Consider the following 18,485-nt stretch of genomic DNA (forward strand, 5'->3'; position numbering starts at 1 on the left):
ACACTGTAAAAAGGACACCCAAATGGGTGTCCTTGTATTTACTCACTTAGCCAATCTTCACCGGCTTTTGCATAATGAAGAATCTCTGCCGGTTTGAAGTACAAGGAAATTTCCCTTTCGGCACTTTCCACAGAATCTGAGCCGTGGATGACGTTTCTGCTGATGTCCATTGCATAGGCACCCCTGATGGAACCAGGATTGGCATTTGCAGGATTGGTCGCGCCCATCATTTCTCTAGCCATAGCAACGACATTCTTTCCTCCCCAAACCATCGCCACGACTGGAGCAGACATAATATACTGAACGGTAGGTTCAAAAAAACCTTTGCCCTTATGTTCTTTATAATGTTCTTCCGCCAACTCCCTGTCTACTTGGATCAATTTTAAGCCAATAAGCTTAAAACCTTTTTTTTCAAATCTGCCAATCACTTCACCAACCAGACCTCTTTGAATGGCGTCCGGCTTAAGCATAAGAAAAGTTCTTTCCACGGGAATCCTCCTTAAACGTCTTTGATTGTTATTTAAGCTCAGATGAGCTGATGACCATGGCACAAATACTTAGGCGTTTTCATTTTCTTCTTTTGATTTATTATTTTCTGCACTGCTACTGTCAGCGGACAAAGGTGTGTCATAAGAATCACCTATGCGTGACTCGTCATATTTGGCAATGATATCCTGGAAAGAGTCTGCCTCCAGCGTTTCATTCACCATCAGAGCCTCGGCAATTGCATGCAGAGTCTCAATTTTCTCTGAAATGATATCCTGCGCTTTCTGATAAGATTCATCAATGATACGGCGCACCTCATGATCAATCGCCTGGGCTACAGATTCACTGTAATTACGGTCACGCGCAATATCACGTCCCAGGAAGACCTGTTCTTCTTTGTGACCGAACGTTACCGGTCCGAGCTCTTCCGACATCCCAAGTTCGGTAATCATTTTTCTTACGATGCCAGTCGCACGTTCCAGGTCGTTGGAGGCGCCAGTACTGATCTCATGCAAAACCAGAGCTTCGGCTACTCTGCCGCCCAAAAGCATGGTGACCTGGTCAAGCAGCTGGGACTTCGTCATATAGTTGCGGTCCTCTTTCGGCAGCAACAGGGTATAGCCTCCTGCCCGGCCTCTTGGAATGATCGATACCTTGTGCAGAGGATCGGTATGCGGAAGGTATTCTCCCAGAAGCGCATGGCCGGCTTCATGGTAAGAAACCAGTTTCTTTTCAAAATCACTGATTACCCGGCTTTTCTTTTCCGGACCAGCAATAACTCTTTCAATCGAATCTTCCAGCGTCTTCATATTGACTTTCTTCTCATTGCGCCGGGCTGAAAGCAAAGCAGCCTCATTGACCAGATTGGCTAGATCGGCCCCTGTAAAACCGGGAGTTCTGCGTGCTAATACTTCAAGGTTAACATCTGAAGCTAACGGTTTACCGTTGACATGTACCTTCAAAATTTCCTCTCTTCCTTTGATATCCGGAAGAGTAACGACAATCTGTCTGTCAAAACGTCCGGGACGGAGAAGGGCGGGATCCAGGATATCCGAACGGTTGGTCGCAGCAATGATGATAACACCTTCGTTACCGTTAAATCCATCCATTTCGACCAGAAGCTGATTTAGGGTCTGCTCACGCTCATCATGGCCACCACCTAAGCCGGCACCGCGCTGACGTCCCACAGCATCAATTTCATCGATAAAAACAATACAGGGGGAATTCTTTTTGGCCTGTTCAAAAAGATCCCTCACCCTTGAGGCTCCAACACCGACAAACATTTCCACAAAATCGGAACCGCTGATACTGAAGAATGGAACTCCGGCTTCTCCGGAAATGGCTTTCGCCAGCAAGGTTTTTCCGGTTCCGGGAGGGCCAAAAAGGAGTACGCCTTTCGGAATCTTGGCTCCAATCTCATTAAATTTTTTCGGTGATTTCAGGAACTCTACAATTTCTTCCAATTCTTCCTTAACTTCATCTGCGCCTGCAACATCTTTAAACGTATACTTGTGTTCATCCGTTACCAACCGCGCCCTGCTTTTGCCAAATTGCATGACTTTGCCTCCGCCGCCTTGGGTTTGCTGCATCATATAGAAGAACAGCCCAAAAATAAACAAGAACATCAGAAGCGTCGGCAGGACAGAAACCCACCACGGCACAGTGGCCGGAGGCTCAAATGTAAGGTTGATATTTTGTTTTTCCATCTGATCCAGAAGTGTTTGATCTCCCGAGGGACCGGCGACTTCGTAGACCTTGCTGTCTTTCATGGTAACGGTATAGACGTAATATTTATCATTGACCTGAACGGAAACATCACTGACGCCGCCCGAAGCAATCGCCTGCTTAAAAGCATTATATTTTAGACTGGTATCCTTTTCTTCAGGAGGATTTGCCCATTTAATAAGCAAAACCGCAAGAAGAATAATCAACAAATAGATTGCGACATTTTTTAGTATTTTCAATCGGAGATCCTCCTCTCGTTGATGAGAAACATATTATTAATACTTAAAGTACAGCATTCGAAACGTTTGAAAACTATGAGATATTATATCATGTGGTTTCCTATTTTACAATGAATCCAAAATAGTAGTAAAGGCTTATATTTCAGCCACAAGCAAATACAGTCTGGAAGATTGCGGGCCAGCTGGCAAAAGGCTGTCTCCCCTGCATACGCCTGGGATCCAGAAGACGAGATCGCCAAAAGCAAAAAACGGAATCTTATCACGTTCCCCAGCAGGGATATGTTTGTCCTGAAAAACCTTTTTAATTGCTTTATGCCCTAAATTCTTAAAATAAATACGGTCTCCGGCCTGTCTCGTTCTATATACTAAAGGCTCAGTCTGAACAGACATCTGGTCCGGGTCAAGTTCCGTACTCCATAAAACATGCTGTCCTTCCGGGTAAAAATTAAAAATCCCCACCTGTACTTTTAATTCAGTAATTTTATTCCAAATGTTCAAAGCAAGCGGCAACTTGACAAAAAGGCGGGTCTTTTCAATTCTATCTTTCCCGGAAATATGCTCTTTTGATTCTATATCTACATTAAAAAAGAAAAGGCCTTGCTTGACAACTTCTACCTTAAAACCCGGAAGATCCTGGCGCCATCCGGTCTGTTTCCCTTTATGCATCCAAAGTTTAACAAATCTAAACGCTGGCCCTCTTGTTTCTCCCGATACCTGCGAAGCCGCTCTCCGAAGCAGGCGGGAAAGGATTGCCTCCGGTTCCTTCCAAGCTTCGTGCGAAAGCAGGACTCCGGTATGATCTGCCTGGAGACAGTACCTGAGCCACAAAGCTTCCGTCTGGACGCAAATATATTCTTCGTCCCAGCGCAGCAGTTCCGCTGTTCGTCCCAAAGCATCCGTAATCTTCTGATTATATTTGCTTTCCAGTTCAGGGATTAGCTCGAGTCTGATCTTATTCCTGTAATAGTCCGTTTCCAGATTGCTCTTGTCAATTGAATAGGGAAGATTTTGGACTTTGCAGTATTCTAGGATTTCTTGTTTTGTTACCGAAAGAAGCGGACGGATGATTTTGTCTTTTACAGGATAAATGCCTGCAAGTCCTGTTGTTCCGCTTCCTCTTAAGAGACGGTAGAGAACAGTTTCCGCTTGATCTCCCAAATGATGGGCAGTGGCCAGTAAATCACAGCCCCACGCTTCCATGTCTTCCTTCCAGCGGGCATAGCGCCATTCTCTTGATGCTTCCTGAAAACTTTGGCGGCAAACTAAAGCGTTGTGTTTTGCATCAAATTCATGCAAAATAAATCCTGCTTTCCATTTCCCGGCAAGATTCTTAACGAGCTCCGCTTCCTCGTCGGCTTCTTTTCTGACCTTATGATTGACATGCGTAATAACAAAAGAAATATTTTTATCTTGATTTTCGCATGAATAGCGGTAAATGACATGAGCCAGAGCCACCGAGTCCGGTCCTCCCGAAACAGCTACAAGTACTTTGGACTGAGACGGAATTTGTTGCGGCAATACCTCTGAGCTCAATCTTTCATACATTATTTTCTCCGCAGCCTTCCTAAAATCGTATTAATACTATTCTCTCTAGATTTTGCCGATTTGTCAAAGTGTTCGAAACAAAAATATTTCTTTTTTGACTATAAGGGTTAAATCTTAACAACAGCTTAAAACCCGGTTTAATTTCTAGCATCTTTTCCGGCCAAGTCCTTCCTCTTCACAACCAGAACAACTCCGTCATCTTCCAGGCAGTCGCCGGACAGTCTTCGTGCTTCTTTGACAATACTATCGGCCAAATCCTGCGAAGTCAAACTTTTGTTGTTCTTCAGATATTCTTTGAGCCAGTCATCCTTTCTTTTAGCTACATCCAAGATTCCGTCAGTTACGATGACAAGCGTCTCGTCTTTAAAAGGAATATCAATCGCCGGAATATCAATATCATTCAGTATACCAGCCGGCAGACTTGATGTTTTTACTGCATCTACTTTGTTTCTGCTGATGATATAGGTTGGTGCTGCTCCAATTTTTATCAACCTGGCTTGATTTGTCTCGATATTCAACACGGCCATGTCGACGGTGACAAAGCTCTCTTCCGGAGAACGTAAAACCAAGATCGAATTGAGAGCTTTGATGGCACTCTCCGGTTCAAAACCAGTACTCAGAAGTTGTTCCAGTATTGTAAGCGCCGCTGAACTCATCCTGGCCGCCTCTTCCCCTGCGCCCATACCGTCACAGATAATCAGCGCATTTTTGGATGAAGATAACGAAACCGAACTGAAATTATCTCCGCTTATCCCATTACCAGTTTTAATAAAAGAGCCGATACCCAGATCTAAAACCAGTTTATGCTTGCGGGACCAGACCAGTGGCTTTCCGTCTTCGTGATTATGCTGAGAATGAAGTTCCTGGGCGAGGTGCCCGATCACCTGAGATACACTTCTGTACTGACCAGCCAAGGCTTCCCTGTTTATAGCCAGACGTTTTTGCCAAACCTCTTTGTCCTTTTCTTGTTCCAGAATAAATTGAGCCGCCAGTATGACTTCCTCAAGTTTACTGCATTTTCCCCATTCGACAGGCACTTTCTCCTGATTGATTTGGTCTGAAGCCTCACCGGTTTGTTTTCTTTGAATTTTTTTCTCTTCATAGGCAAACAAGTCATACATAAAATGATAAGTTTGATGGAAATCCTGCTGCCAGCAATAATTTGAATCTGGGCAATGCCGGCATATCTTATCAACCAGGGTATTCATCATTTCCGGTACTTCCGGCTGCAGCCTGGATTCAAGTCCTGCCGCCTGGAAACCATAAGCGAGCTGATCAAATAGGTCGCCAACGGTTTTGACTTTACTTACGGTTGTTTCAATTTCTGGCATTACTTTATTCTTCAGAAAAGACTTTTCATGTTTTCCGGGTAATAAGAAAAACATAAGAAGCGCAAGCGCGGACGAATAAAGATGAGAAGTCAAAAATGTCTCATTGACAAAAAAAGAAGCCATTAAAATAGAGGCGCTGTAGGCAGCTGCAATTCCCATCTTGCCGAAACGAGTAAATCCTCCGCAGATAAACCCCAGTAAGCTGTAAAGTCCCGCATCAATCAGGTTATCGATTCCAAGGTTCCATTTTAACAAAAAGCCTAAAATTGCTCCGACACCTGCAGCTGAACCGGCTCCGTATTTATAGGCCACAAAAAGCAGGAAAAACCCCATAAATGTGATTTGTAAATTGATTTTCCCAAAAGTGAGCCCTTGTAAGCCACTTAAGCAGACTGCCAGCACCAAAATCCACACCATACCTTGTTCACCCTTGAAACTGCCCTTCATGAGGCTCTCCTTATGAAGAAACGCAAAGAAAAAAATGATTGAAAAGCCTGCCGCAACAATGCTTTGGACCATTACCAGTAAGATAGACTCCTCCCCAAAGCTATTGGTAAACCATGATACGCCTAATCCGGGCAGTAAAGTTCCAAGTGCCGTAAACCCTGCGAGAAGAAGTATTTTGTTCTTGCTCTCTTTGATCATCTGAATTGCCAGAACGCCTAGAACCGCACTCGGCATAACTTCCAGAAATACAGAAAAATCCTGGACAGATACCAGACCGATCGCAATTCCGGTAAGACCTGGCAGAATCCATTTTTTCATATTCATGCCGAGAACTGCAAGATAGGCAACAGCAAATGGATAAATACCCAATAGGTTTGCCCGAGCTGTTAAAAAACCTCCGATAACAATTAGACATTGTATTCCCAGAGAGTCAGAAAATCGATTAATAATTTTCTCAGCTTTGAGTGTTGCCCATTCAGCCATAATGCCACCTCTTCCATTTAATGGAATCATTATAGCTGATGACGGCCGCGAAGCTTGTCTAATTCGGGAATCTTCATGGGCAATCATTTTTCTTGCTTCAGCAAAAAAACGATTGGCGTTGTATCATCTCCGAATATAACCGCTGAATTGACATGATATTACCTAATCAAAAAGCGCCGCCCTTAACAAATTTAAATAATTCGTTACGGCAGCGCTTATTACATATATTTTTTCATTGATATTAATTCCCCGACTCTTTCGGAGCTATTAAAATTTCTCCTTTACGAACCAGTCCAAGCTTTTCTCTGGCTAATTGCTCCACATAACTCGGGGTATTTAATTTCTCTATTTCCTCATGCAATTGATCATTTTGAGCAATAATCTGAAGCTTTTTATTCTCGAGTTCTGCTTTTTGCTGCTCAATGGAATGATCCAGCTGAAGCAGCTGATAGGACCAGCTTCCGCCTAACATCAAAGCAATTCCCAAAACAATTACAAATATTGGATTTATCTTTTTTATTTTCTTTTTTGTATACTTCTTATTATTTCTCATTTCCCTCATCGTCCTCCAACGGATAATTCAGCCCTAACTCATGATCCTGGATGATTCCGATGATTTGATATCCTTTGGTCTTGGCCCTTACGAGCATGGTTGAAACAGAACTGCTGCTTATCCCCAGAACCTTGGCGATATCCTCGACGGAATGCCCGCTTTCTTTAAGCATGACAGCTTGTCTCTCCCGGAAACTCAGTTTTTCCAATCCCCGTATTTCCCAGTGCAAAATTTTCTTTCCTTATTGTGAATTTACGGCTAAAGACAAAAATTCATCTACATACTAGCTACATATTCGGTACAAATCAACTACAAAAACATTATAAGTATAGTCATTATATAATTAAAGCTGGTCAAAATCAATACTATTTGCTCTTTTTTATTAAAGCATTCCGGCTTATCGCTTCACCGATTCGATAGAGAAGCATCCCCAGCCAGCGCAGAATGCCATAGGGGATCCGCATCATTACGGCAACTCCAATGTAAACGCCTCGGAAAAACGCCTGAAAAATATTTCTAATAAATTGGCAAACGTGATGGATCAAGCGAAATAACACATCAAAAGTTTTTTTGACATATCGGCTAAAAACGGCAATATAGAGCAAAAGACCTAACAAGCTTCCCAAAAACAGATAAAAACGAAATTCAAGGTAATTTGCTTTTTGCGCTAAGCAAAAAATAATTCCAAGCGCAGCGACAGAGAAAAGCAAATCTCCTAAAAACGTCTGAATCTTTGTCAAGCCCAAATGCCAACGTAAGATTCGGTAAAAATCAAAACATATCCCAACTAGTAATCCACTTAGGACAATGCTAATCAAAACAGCAAACTCGCTAATCCCGATTTCGCCCCCTTCAAAAGGCTATTTGAAAATTTTTTCCCATACTCCCTTGGAGGATTCTCCAGATCCACTCGCAGCATAAATCAGCATGTCAATTTGGCCTTCAATCTCCAGTTCCGATTGTTCGAGGTTAAGATTGTTTACCCCCAGATCCCGTCCCTTAATCGTTACTCTACCTTTTGTGGTATCCAGCATAATCTCTTTGGGGTCGAACGATTTTACCTTTTTTACCCCTGAAACCGTCAGTAGTTTTCTGTCTTTGATAATGATCTTATGCTCAATTTCCCGTTGACCTGTCATTTCCATCCCCCCAAAGCCCTTTCTGAATAAATACTTATTCAGAAAGTGGGGGGTTTAGACATCATTATTTTTCTTTTCATCTTTGATCAGCTGATAGAGCGTCTCAGCTTCTTCCGCCTTGGCACTTGGTGGTATCGACACTACCTTGACTTCAAGGATATGATTCCGCATATCAATGCAAATAATGTCTCCAGGCTTTACTTCTGCCGAAGGTTTGGCAACTCTGCCATTTACACTGACTTTTTCGCCTCCACAGACATCTTTGGCCACAGTTCTCCTTTTGATAAGCCTTGATACCTTAAGATATTTGTCCAGTCTCAAACAAAGCAACTCCTTATTTTAAAATACATCTTAAAAAACCAGGCTCAAAAAGAACCTGGTTTTTCGCAATCAAGCTATGAACTTAAGAAATTTAAGAATTTACTGTACTGACTCTTTTAAAGCTTTTCCTGCCTTAAAGCCAGGTACTTTGCATGCGGGAATGACAATCTCCTCTTTGGTCTGAGGATTTCTGCCGACACGCTCTTCTCTTTTCTTAACCTCAAATGTACCAAAACCAACTAATTGGACTTTCTCACCACTTGCCATTGCTTGACTGATTGTGTCAAAGACTGCGGCTACCGCTTTTTCGGCATCCTTCTTGGTGAATTCGGTCTTTTCTGCTACTGCAGCAACGAGTTCCGCTTTATTCAAAAGTCTCCCTCCTAATAATAAAAACTAATAGCCTCTATATTCGCTATGAAACTGCATTTTCCTTCTTGGGAATGCTAAAATAAACCTCAAACCCCAGTTTTTTCTTCACTTTTTACCACTTCCCAGAAAAAATTCATGTTCTCCATGCTCATTCTTCCTTTGTCAGGTCCTTCCAGATCTATTTTGTGCATCATTTTATTAAATCTTTGTTGGAATTTTTTCGTCCCCTGCCGCAGAGCTTCTTCGGCGTTTATTCCGAGAAAGCGCGACAAATTGACAATCGAAAAGAGCAAATCTCCTAATTCTTCTTTTACTCTTGGACTTTTTCCCACTTCCTTTTCGAGCTCAGTAAGCTCTTCATAGATTTTAGAAAGGGGTCCCTGGTGATCCTCCCAGTCAAAACCGACTTTAGAAGCCTTTTTTTGAGTCTTTTCAGCAAATTGCAGCGCTGGAAGCCCTCTTGGAATATCAAAGAAATTCCTCTCTGCTTGTTTTTTCAAGCTTTGGGATGTCAATTTCTCGGTTTTTTTAATTTCATCCCAGTTTATCAGGACTTCCCGGCTTGATGCTACTTCAACTGACCCAAAAACATGAGGATGCCGGCGTATCAGTTTATCCGAAATGCCCTTTATGACATCGTTCAGGCTGAATTGCCCGGATTCCTCTGCAATGCGGGAATGGAACACGACTTGTAATAATAAGTCTCCCAATTCCTCACATAAATTATTCATATTTTTGGAATCAATTGCATCCAGCACTTCATAGGCCTCTTCAATCAGATATTTCTTCAGTGACTCATGATCCTGCTCCTTATCCCAAGGGCACCCCCAAGCAGAGCGCAATTCAGCCATAATTGCAGTAAGCCTTTCCAGCCGGTCACTATTATCCCTGATCAATGTCGCCTTCACAATAAAAGAGGTTCCAAGCCTTTGGTGAAGTCCGGCTATGATCCTGCCTTCTGCGATTGGAAAACCCGGTAAAGCGAGTGTTATTTGCTTCTTGCCGGACACTGCTATAACCTTTTCTACAATTAAATCAAGTCCTGTTTCCAGGTCTAAAATGATATTTTCCATTTGTTCCGCTGCTGCGAATATTTCCTGGCACGGAAAACCCTCACGAATCAAATCTGAAGCTGCCGGATGTTCGGCATCCCACAGGAATATCAGATCTGAACCTTTCAATAATTTATAAGCGGCAAGAGACAAAGAATCAAGTCCCCGGTCTCCGAGGCCTAGAATGTTTAAAATCGGGTCCACTTGCTTTCCTCCTATTGATATTAAGGTTCATAAGGTACTCATTGCTTGTCCAATAATACTATAAATGTCAGGAAGATCTTTGGCAAGCAATTAGATAATGGGTGACTTATCTGAGCACGCACAGTTAAGAAAAGGACTGTCAACATACCGTTAACAGTCCTTCTCAACTTTTATTTTTTGCATCAAACATTACTGTTCCATTTGTTTGGCTAAAAAGCCCGCTGCAGTTTCAGCAAGTTTGATTTCCAAATCTCCCATCTTAATGTTTGGTTCTTTGGACATGAGTACGACTACCCCAATGGGATCACCTTCAGCAATAATCGGCGCAATGACCTGATTTGTTGCTTTGACTTTTTCTTCTCCTTCTGTTTCTTTCAAAACAGAGGATTCTCCCGTATTATAAATAGTTCTCCTTTCTTCCATGGCCTGCTCGGCTACAGCGCCAAGAGATTTGTTCAAGTAGTCTTTTTTGGAAGCTCCTGACACCGCAATGATGACATCTCTATCTCCGATACAGGCAATGTGTCCTGTTGATTCAAATAAAGAATCCGCATATTCTTTAGCGAAATCTCCCAACTCACCAATGGGTGAATACTTCTTCAGTATCACTTCCCCTTCTCTGTCCACAAAAATTTCCAGTGGATCTCCTTCTCTTATCCGTAAAGTCCGCCGGATTTCCTTGGGAATAACTACTCGGCCAAGATCATCTATTCTTCTGACAATTCCGGTTGCTTTCATTAAGTTCTCCCTCCTTTTTCCAAAGCGACTAATTCAATCTTAGTATATATCTTGAACTGCTTTATTATTCATATTTTTCCATACATGCAAAAAAGAATAATCATTAACGCCACTCACACTTAACGCTCGCTTCATAAAGTTTGTGTGGAACTACAATATTTTAAGCAATCAGCAAATAAATAAAGAATTTAAGAAAGATATAGATAGAGGGTGCAACAGTTTATTCCGTTACGCCCTCTTCTTGGCTTTAAGTTTTATATTTTAATTTGTGCGAAATCATAAGATTGCAAAAATACCCTATTGCTTATTGGGCACCCGCTGGTTTTAAATCTTCGGCGTATTCGACTTGAGCCGCTTGTCTAAGTTCCGAATAATAACTTGATACTTTTAGATTTTTGGCATTTTCGAGAGCATCTTCCTGAACGCTTGCTTTGACTTTCTCAAAGTCAGGCACTACAGCCTCTTTATGGTCTTCAACCAGAATAACATGATAGCCAAATTTCGTCTTGACTGGTGTTTCTGAAATGCTCCCTACCTTCTGGCTGAAAGCAGCATCCTCAAATTCCGTAACCATTTCTCCGCGGGAAAAATAGTCGAGGTTCCCGCCGGAATCCTTACTCCCGGTATCCGTAGAATATTCCTTGGCCAGTTCAGAAAAATCTTTTCCAGCATTATACTCTTGAATCACTTTATTGGCTTCCTCTTCAGTCGCCACCAAAACATGGCTAGCTTTGACCTGTTCATCCTGTCCGCCGTAATCGGAATAATGTGATTCAAAATACTGCTGGACTTCCTGATCTGATACTGTCACATCTTTACCAATGTTATAGATAAAAGTATAGCGGTTCGTAACTTCCTCTTCAGTCATCCCTCTTTCATCAAGGAACACCTGATAGTCCATATCTTTCAACTGGCTTTTTATATTCTTTTCGATCAGTTTCGAAACTTCAGGATTCGTCGTATCCCATTTATTTTTTTCGACTTCCTGCTTAATCAATTCATCCATAATTAACTCTTCTAAGACCGAACTCTTAATACTTTCCAGACTGGACTTACCCTGATCCGTGCTAAAGTCCATACCTTGCTTCTCATAATAGGTTTTGCTGGCATTTAACTTTTCTTCATAAGTCGTCATGGGGATACTTTGCTTATTCACTTTAACTGCAAATTCCTGTTTGGCACAGCCAGTGAGCATAAGCAGTAAAGCAAACAGCATGATTATTGTTGTGGTTACTTTTTTCATTAATCCCTATCTCCCTTTCGCTGGATGAAGTCATTATACCAAGTTACAATTTATTAAGCAATTTAAACTAGTACCTTGCCAACCATGGCATCGCTGCATTAGCCCTTCTCGGGGACGTTAATCGCCATACACTCGGTATATTTCAATCCTTCCAACAGCCATGGATGGCTTAGTATCGAACAAGGATTAAGATATACAGTTAATAAGGTACTAACTGGATACGGTCTTGGCAGCTGCTGCAGGATGCTTCACGTATTCCTCTAAAATACCAAATAATTTAAATATGGCTTTAAAGATATCTTCTATACTTGAAACCCTGAGCCGCAGGTTCAATTCAAGATTGCCTTGTTCCGCAGCCGCAAATGACAATGGGTAAGGAAATTTTGCTGCAATACTCATCAGCTGTTCTCCGGATATCCCGGGATCAGAGGCAAACCGCAGGGAGATATTCTGTTTATGCTGAACAACCTGTTCGAGACCCAGTTGTTTGGCTTTTATTTTTATCCTGATGATTTTAGCCAGGTTTTCAACTTCATCGGGCGGGTTTCCAAATCTGTCCACCAGTTCATCCAAAAAGTCACTTAAGTGTTCTTCACTAGAAATGCCTAGCATTCTCTGGTAAAGTGCAGCTTTAATCTGCTTATCCACAATATATTCATCGGGAAGAAGCGCCTTGACCTGAATATCTATGACTGGCTCAGCGACTTCTTCTACTGTTTCACCACGTAATTGCTGAACTGCCTCTTTTAGCATTTTGACATATAGGCTGAATCCAACGCTGGCAAGATGCCCATGCTGCTCCCCTCCAATAAAATTACCTGCTCCTCTTATTTCCAAATCACGCATGGCAATCTTGAAACCGGAACCAAATTCAGTGAATTCCCTGATTGTAGTCAGCCTCTTTTCTGCTTCTTCTGTCAGAATTTTTTGCGGTTGGTATAAAAAATAGGCATACGCTTTCCTGTTTGACCTACCCACCCTTCCTCTGAGTTGATAAAGCTGGCTCAGGCCAAATTTGTCTGCTTCATCGACAATAAGTGTATTGACGTTCGGCATATCCAAACCGGTTTCGATGATAGTAGTGCAAATCATAATATCTTTCTCTTTTTCCAAAAAGGAGATCATTTCTTTCTCAAGCTGGGTTTCGCTCATCTGCCCATGCACAACCCCACAACGGGCTTCTGGGATAATCAAATTCAGCAGCCTGACCACTCTATCCAGTGTTTCGACCCGGTTATGGACAAAAAATACCTGACCCCCTCTGTACAATTCTCTGCGTATCGCATCTCTTACCAGATCCGCATTAAATTCGGCGACAAAGGTCTGAACAGGGAACCTGTCTTCCGGAGGCGTCATAATAACGCTCATATCTCTTAAGCCAACTAGAGACATATGCAGGGTTCTGGGAATTGGCGTAGCTGATAGTGTCAAAACATCCACATTGGTCTTCAGCGTTTTGATCTTCTCTTTATGTCCAACGCCAAAACGCTGCTCTTCATCGACAATAAGCAGGCCCAGATCCTTGAAGCTAACCCCTTCCGATATGAGACGGTGGGTGCCGACGACAACATCAAGTGAACCGTCTTTCAGATTCTGAATGATTTGCTTCTGTTCCTTGGGTGTACGAAAACGGCTCAGCATTTCGATTTTTACAGGGTAATCCATAAACCTTTCCCTGAAAGTATTATAATGCTGCTGAGCAAGAATGGTCGTTGGTACCATGACTGCCACCTGCTTGCTACTGATAACCGCCTTAAATGCGGCTCTCAGTGCAACTTCTGTTTTGCCGTACCCCACATCTCCGCAAAGAAGCCGGTCCATCGGCCGGGCTTTCATCATATCTTTTTTGACTTCCATAATACTCTGCAGCTGGTCTGGTGTTTCTTCATATGGAAAGCGGTCTTCAAACTCTTTCTGCCAGTAGCTGTCTTCCGGATAAGCAAATCCCACAGCCCCTTCCCTTTTCGCATAAAGCTCAAGTAAATTAATGGCCATCTCTTTAACAGCGCTCTGGGCCCTGGTTTTCGCCTTGTTCCATTCATTGCCGTTCAGTTTATTCAGCTTGGGTGTGGTTGATTCTTCTGCCCCGAGGTATTTCTGCAGCAGCTGCAGTTGATCAAGCGGTACATATAGTTTATCTTCACCGGCATAACGAATCGAAAAATAGTCCTTTTCAATACCGTCGACCTCAATGGTTTCAATCCCGGTAAACTTGCCGATTCCATGGTAAAAATGCACGACGTAATCACCTGATTTAAGGTCGCTGAAAGAAAGAATATCTGCTTCTTTTGGGCCTTTTTTGGGTTTCGCCTGGTATTTTCGTTCTCTTCGGTATATTTCGGATTCTGAAAAAATAACCATTTTGCTTACAGGCAGTTCAAAGCCCTGGTTAATCGAAAGCGGATAAATATAAACACCACCCTGCACGATCGGATCTTCCATCCTAACCAGACTGGCGTTAATGCTTCTGTCCTTTAGCCCTTGCCCTAGCCGCTGTGATTGTTCCTCATTCCCTGCAAAAAGTGCAATCACGTATCCGACGGACTTCCACCGCTGAATCTCTTCCACCAGGATTGAAGTCTTGCCATACCCAGCTAAAGGGCGGGCAATCATGTTCGTCACTCTTTTAGGGTCAAACCCGGGTATTTCCCGCAATAAATTCGACAGGCCCAGCAAAGGACGCTTTCCACTGGCGAGCAAATCTTCAAAGCTGATGAATAAATGATCGGAATTAACAAACTCTTCCCCCTTTTCCAGGTTGTCCGTAAATTCAGCAAGGCGCTGATTGGACTGAAAATCTAGCTGCTCTTTAAGCCGGAGCGGTTCATCGAGAAATACAAGACAATTCTGATCAAGCCATTCAAAGAAAGGAACATATTCTTCGGACAGTAGACTCAGGTAAGGATAAATGCTTTCATCAAGAATTCCCGTGTTCAGCCGATTTTCAAGATATTCGACTTTTTTATGAAGTCTCTTAACCGCTTCTATCCTGTCCAGCCGCTGTAAACGTCCGACGGCTTTGCGCGCCCTGGCCCTGATTTCCCCTTTTAAGTCCTGCTGCTTTTTGGTATCGATAACATACTCCTGAACGGGAACAATAAGAACCTCAGAAATGCTTTCCAACGATTTTTGGGTCTCCAAATCAAATACCCGGATAGAATCTACTTCCTCATCAAAAAATTCTATCCTGACAGGATCTCTGTCATGTGGTGCAATATCGAGAATCCCTCCGCGCAAAGCAAACTGGCCTCTGCCCTCAATGGTTTCTTCACGTTCATAGCCGGCTTCTACTAATAAGCGCAGAAGGTCAGAAACTACATACTGTTCCCCGACCTTAAAAAGGATACAATGCCTCAACCACTTTTCTGGGCGGATTAGTTTCTTCATGATCGCCTGGACGGGCGCAACGACAATTGTTTCGCTGTCTGTTTCCCGGTTGAATGGGAGCAGGCTGCTCAAGACCCGGATTCTCTCTGCCGTAATTTCGTGGCTTCTGCCAAAAACCTCAAACGGAAGCCACTCTGTTGTCGGGAAAAGCATAATATTTTTTTTCGGAAGCCACGCCTCAAGATCCCTTGCCCATTTTTGGGCTTGTTCATCTGTATAAGTGATGATCAGAGCCTGCTGCTTCAGCAGGGCAACCTGGGCTGCAAACGCAGCTTTTTCACTGCTGGTTATTTGGTAAATCATTTGCGGGGACTCTTTTCTGCTTAAGGCAGCGCTTATTTCCCCAATGTCAAAACCCTTGTACAAAAAATCATTAATCGTAGGCATTCGCTGCCCTCCTGCAAAAAGTAGCTCATTTCTTATCATATCTTTAGCCAGGATAGAAAATACCTGTTTTTCGAGTATTCGAGTTGAGCAAACCATATTTACTGATAGTACGTCACTCCGCTGATATCCAGTTCCTTCATGCATCTTGAGCAAAGCGTATAGGCAACATTGCCTTTAATCTCAACAGAAAAATCCATCCTGAGTGGCCTGGTGTCATCCATTTCCAGTTGACCAACGATGGTATCACAGCAACGGCATATTTTAAGCATATACATAGGATAAAACACCTCCTGAGTAATATGCTTGCCTATCCAATCCAAGGTTATACGCTTCAGCTTTATTTAAAGTGACTGTTTTTCCTGATTAAATAGATTCATGGCCTCGTCCCCACGGCCCTCTGTCCACAATCCTACTGCGCGCTGTGCCCTGTCCAGAGTACCATCCAATACTGCTTTTTCCTCTTCGGTAAACGTTGAGAGTACATGGTTAACCACATCAAATTCAGCCTTTGGTCTTCCAACACCGATTTTAAGACGCCAGAAATCCTGTGACCCCAATTCCGCAATGATGGATTTCAGCCCGTTGTGTCCCCCAGCACTCCCTTTAGCCCTTAATCGTATCTTGCCGAGGGGGAGATCCATATCATCATGGATCACCAATATATTCTGCGTGTTTATTTTATAATAATTTATCAATTCCCCAACGGCTAAACCGCTTAGATTCATATAGGTAATTGGCTTCAGAAAAAATATCCGCTCATCTTTGTTTCTCATTTCAGCCACTTGGCCACGAAAATCATTACGGAAAGACAATCCTTCCTGAGCGGCAATTCTATCCAGTAGCATGAACCCTGCATTATGTTTTGTCTCGCTATATTTAACTCCCGGATTCCCGAGACCGATTACAGCCCTCATAAATTCTCCTTACCGGCATATCGTTAAAGTCCTAAGCATAAATTGAATAGACAGAACAGCATTAATTAAGGATTAATTTCATATAGATTATTTTTAAAAACTTGGCTGGCGTCAAGCTTTGGCGGTAGCCTTAGTTGCACTTAGATCTATCGGAAAGCTCTTAGCGTTTTCTGATAGACTTAAAAAAGGAGGGAATCCTATGCTGCCCAGTAAAAAAATTTTATCCCTGTCAATTATCTCTCTAAAAGAAGGCCAGCAGATCGGGTTTGTGCGCAATATTGTCATTGACCCGAAAGCCAAAGCTGTCGCCGCATTAGTGGTTGACCCCAAAGGGTTCTTCAAAGAACAACGTATTATTCCTTATAACAGAGTTGTCAGTATTGGTGAAAACGTCATCACCGTCAGCACTGAGAATCAGGCGGAAAAAGCTACAAATTTACCTGATATTTTAGAACTTCTCAAAGAAAAAACCGCAATCATTGGAACAAAAGTCATTACTGCCAGCGGCAAAACTCTCGGTATTATTGAAGAATTCTATATCGATACCGAAAGTGGCATGATATCAAGTCTTGATATTTCCGGAGGTAAAATAGAGGGCTTTTTCAAAGGAAAAGCCAGCCTGAACGCCGACGATATTCTTACCATCGGTTCCGATGTCGTCGTGGCGGTCAAAGGCTGTGAAGAAAGACTTGAACTTTTTACGAAAGGCATTAATGATAATGTCAAATCTTTGATTCAGATTGCTTCCCAAAAGGCAAGCCGAAAAAGTCAGGATCTGAACAGATTCTGGAAAAAGAACAAGGACGATGAAACAAACGAAGATTCCCCGAATGATACAGACAAGCCAATTCAACCTATCTCAGCAGAAATTGACACGTCTATTACGGATAATTTCTGTGAGGAGCAGGATGAAGAACCCGCCAATGCAGACAAGGGCCCCAAAGACGACCTTATCTAAGTGCTCTGAAGAATTAACTGAATAATTTACTGACAGATAAATCCTCATGAATTCTAACGATAGCTTCTCCCAATAAAGGAGCAACAGAAAGCACTTTAATCTTATCAATCTTCTTTTCCGGGGTTAAAGGAATGGTATTTGTTACGACAAATTCTTTAATAACGGATTTTTCAAGAATGCCGATAGCTGGGCCAGATAATACCGGGTGCGTACAGCAGGCATAGACCTCTTTGGCTCCTTTTTCCATCAGCACAGCTGCAGCCTGGGTAATCGTACCGCCAGTATCTGTGATATCGTCAATAAGTACTGCTATTTTTCCCTGCAGGTCACCGATGACATGCATTATTTTTGATACATTCGGTTCAGGCCGGCGTTTATCCACAATCGCAAGCGATGCCCCAATTCGTTCCGCAAAATTCCTGGCCCTGCCGACTCCTCCAATATCAGGCGATACAACGCAAATATCTTCGAGTTTCTTCTCCATAAAATATTCCGCGAGGATCGGTACTCCGGGGAGATGGTCAACTGGAATGTCAAAAAAACCCTGAATTGCAGGTGCATGAAGATCCATGGCTACCAGACGATCCGCTCCGGCAGTCGTTATGAGATTGGCCATGAGTTTCGCCGTAATCGGTTCTCTGGCCTTTGTCTTCCTTTCCTGTCTGGCATAGCCGTAATAGGGGACCACTGCTGTAATCCGATAGGCTGACGCTCTCCGCAAGGCATCAATAAGGATTAACAGCTCCATAATACTATCGTTGGTTGGCGCGCAGGTCGGCTGAACAACAAATACATCTGCACCCCTTACGCTTTCGTCAATCCCGATGTTGATTTCGCCGTCCATAAATGTTTTGACATTGGCAACCCCCATTGAAATGCCAAGATAATCAGCAATTTCCTGTGCAAGTTCCCTATTTGCGTTTCCGCAAAAAATTTTAAGTTCTTTCGTAGCCATAATTTT

18 protein-coding genes are annotated in these 18,485 nt (G+C 42.8%); 1 reads left to right on the top strand and 17 read right to left on the bottom strand.

Features of this window, described 5'->3' with window-relative positions; all coding sequences use genetic code 11:
• Positions 1-38: 38 nt before the first annotated feature.
• The 16 genes from ndk to pth form a co-directional block, all read right to left on the bottom strand.
• Positions 39-488, bottom strand: a complete 450-nt coding sequence (gene ndk / locus C1I38_RS00080) for a nucleoside-diphosphate kinase (protein ID WP_020492249.1) — start codon at positions 486-488, stop codon at positions 39-41.
• Positions 489-557: 69 nt separating this feature from the next.
• Positions 558-2,450 carry an ATP-dependent zinc metalloprotease FtsH gene (gene ftsH, locus C1I38_RS00085; RefSeq protein ID WP_119775193.1) on the bottom strand — a complete coding sequence of 631 codons (1,893 nt, stop codon included), beginning with the start codon at positions 2,448-2,450 and terminating at the stop codon, positions 558-560.
• 135 nt (positions 2,451-2,585) lie between these two features.
• Positions 2,586-3,995, bottom strand: coding sequence for a tRNA lysidine(34) synthetase TilS (tilS, locus tag C1I38_RS00090; RefSeq protein WP_119775195.1), 1,410 nt, complete (start codon positions 3,993-3,995; stop codon positions 2,586-2,588).
• 137 nt (positions 3,996-4,132) lie between these two features.
• Complete coding sequence (locus C1I38_RS00095) at positions 4,133-6,256, bottom strand: SpoIIE family protein phosphatase (protein WP_119775196.1); 2,124 nt, start codon at positions 6,254-6,256, stop codon at positions 4,133-4,135.
• A gap of 241 nt (positions 6,257-6,497) precedes the next feature.
• A complete protein-coding gene (locus tag C1I38_RS00100) occupies positions 6,498-6,809 on the bottom strand; it encodes a septum formation initiator family protein (protein ID WP_119775198.1) in 312 nt (103 codons plus the stop codon).
• Positions 6,799-7,038, bottom strand: coding sequence for a sigma factor-like helix-turn-helix DNA-binding protein (locus tag C1I38_RS00105; protein ID WP_020492254.1), 240 nt, complete (start codon positions 7,036-7,038; stop codon positions 6,799-6,801). The genes C1I38_RS00100 and C1I38_RS00105 overlap by 11 nt, the downstream gene beginning before the upstream one ends.
• A 136-nt stretch (positions 7,039-7,174) precedes the next feature.
• Positions 7,175-7,627, bottom strand: a complete 453-nt coding sequence (gene yabQ, locus C1I38_RS00110) for a spore cortex biosynthesis protein YabQ (RefSeq protein ID WP_119775200.1) — start codon at positions 7,625-7,627, stop codon at positions 7,175-7,177.
• 42 nt (positions 7,628-7,669) lie between these two features.
• Entirely contained in the window at positions 7,670-7,948 is a 279-nt protein-coding gene (gene yabP, locus C1I38_RS00115) for a sporulation protein YabP (RefSeq protein ID WP_026156454.1), read from the bottom strand.
• Between the two features lie 54 nt (positions 7,949-8,002).
• Complete coding sequence (locus tag C1I38_RS00120; protein ID WP_119775202.1) at positions 8,003-8,269, bottom strand: RNA-binding S4 domain-containing protein; 267 nt, start codon at positions 8,267-8,269, stop codon at positions 8,003-8,005.
• 99 nt (positions 8,270-8,368) lie between these two features.
• Positions 8,369-8,641 carry an HU family DNA-binding protein gene (locus C1I38_RS00125; RefSeq protein ID WP_015042343.1) on the bottom strand — a complete coding sequence of 91 codons (273 nt, stop codon included), beginning with the start codon at positions 8,639-8,641 and terminating at the stop codon, positions 8,369-8,371.
• 86 nt (positions 8,642-8,727) lie between these two features.
• Positions 8,728-9,897 carry a nucleoside triphosphate pyrophosphohydrolase gene (gene mazG, locus C1I38_RS00130; RefSeq protein ID WP_119775204.1) on the bottom strand — a complete coding sequence of 390 codons (1,170 nt, stop codon included), beginning with the start codon at positions 9,895-9,897 and terminating at the stop codon, positions 8,728-8,730.
• 189 nt (positions 9,898-10,086) lie between these two features.
• Positions 10,087-10,635 (bottom strand): stage V sporulation protein T, encoded by a 549-nt coding sequence (spoVT, locus tag C1I38_RS00135; RefSeq protein ID WP_015042341.1) that lies wholly within the window; start codon positions 10,633-10,635, stop codon positions 10,087-10,089.
• 304 nt (positions 10,636-10,939) lie between these two features.
• Entirely contained in the window at positions 10,940-11,878 is a 939-nt protein-coding gene (locus C1I38_RS00140) for a peptidylprolyl isomerase (protein WP_119775205.1), read from the bottom strand.
• Positions 11,879-12,088: 210 nt separating this feature from the next.
• Complete coding sequence (gene mfd, locus C1I38_RS00145; protein ID WP_119775207.1) at positions 12,089-15,652, bottom strand: transcription-repair coupling factor; 3,564 nt, start codon at positions 15,650-15,652, stop codon at positions 12,089-12,091.
• 98 nt (positions 15,653-15,750) lie between these two features.
• Positions 15,751-15,927, bottom strand: a complete 177-nt coding sequence (locus tag C1I38_RS13940; protein ID WP_165904952.1) for a hypothetical protein — start codon at positions 15,925-15,927, stop codon at positions 15,751-15,753.
• A gap of 66 nt (positions 15,928-15,993) precedes the next feature.
• Positions 15,994-16,566, bottom strand: coding sequence for an aminoacyl-tRNA hydrolase (gene pth, locus C1I38_RS00150; RefSeq protein WP_119775209.1), 573 nt, complete (start codon positions 16,564-16,566; stop codon positions 15,994-15,996).
• Positions 16,567-16,765: 199 nt separating this feature from the next.
• Between pth and C1I38_RS00155 the strand changes: the two genes are divergently transcribed.
• Entirely contained in the window at positions 16,766-17,524 is a 759-nt protein-coding gene (locus C1I38_RS00155) for a PRC-barrel domain-containing protein (protein ID WP_119775211.1), read from the top strand.
• Between the two features lie 13 nt (positions 17,525-17,537).
• Here C1I38_RS00155 and C1I38_RS00160 read toward each other — a convergent pair whose 3' ends face one another.
• Positions 17,538-18,479 carry a ribose-phosphate pyrophosphokinase gene (locus tag C1I38_RS00160; RefSeq protein WP_019224828.1) on the bottom strand — a complete coding sequence of 314 codons (942 nt, stop codon included), beginning with the start codon at positions 18,477-18,479 and terminating at the stop codon, positions 17,538-17,540.
• Positions 18,480-18,485: the final 6 nt, after the last annotated feature.

The sequence above is a fragment of the Dehalobacter sp. 12DCB1 genome, from assembly GCF_004343605.1.
In the GTDB taxonomy this organism is placed as follows: Bacteria; Bacillota; Desulfitobacteriia; order Desulfitobacteriales; family Syntrophobotulaceae; genus Dehalobacter.

Coding starts and splice junctions, on each gene's coding strand:
- C1I38_RS00155 (WP_119775211.1), top strand. CDS start 16,766: ATGCTGCCCAGTAAAAAAATTTTATCCCTGTCAATTATCTCTCTAAAA.
- C1I38_RS00140 (WP_119775205.1), bottom strand. CDS start 11,878: ATGAAAAAAGTAACCACAACAATAATCATGCTGTTTGCTTTACTGCTT.
- C1I38_RS00160 (WP_019224828.1), bottom strand. CDS start 18,479: ATGGCTACGAAAGAACTTAAAATTTTTTGCGGAAACGCAAATAGGGAA.
- C1I38_RS00100 (WP_119775198.1), bottom strand. CDS start 6,809: ATGAGAAATAATAAGAAGTATACAAAAAAGAAAATAAAAAAGATAAAT.
- pth (WP_119775209.1), bottom strand. CDS start 16,566: ATGAGGGCTGTAATCGGTCTCGGGAATCCGGGAGTTAAATATAGCGAG.
- tilS (WP_119775195.1), bottom strand. CDS start 3,995: ATGTATGAAAGATTGAGCTCAGAGGTATTGCCGCAACAAATTCCGTCT.
- C1I38_RS13940 (WP_165904952.1), bottom strand. CDS start 15,927: ATGTATATGCTTAAAATATGCCGTTGCTGTGATACCATCGTTGGTCAA.
- spoVT (WP_015042341.1), bottom strand. CDS start 10,635: ATGAAAGCAACCGGAATTGTCAGAAGAATAGATGATCTTGGCCGAGTA.
- mfd (WP_119775207.1), bottom strand. CDS start 15,652: ATGCCTACGATTAATGATTTTTTGTACAAGGGTTTTGACATTGGGGAA.
- yabP (WP_026156454.1), bottom strand. CDS start 7,948: ATGACAGGTCAACGGGAAATTGAGCATAAGATCATTATCAAAGACAGA.
- C1I38_RS00095 (WP_119775196.1), bottom strand. CDS start 6,256: ATGGCTGAATGGGCAACACTCAAAGCTGAGAAAATTATTAATCGATTT.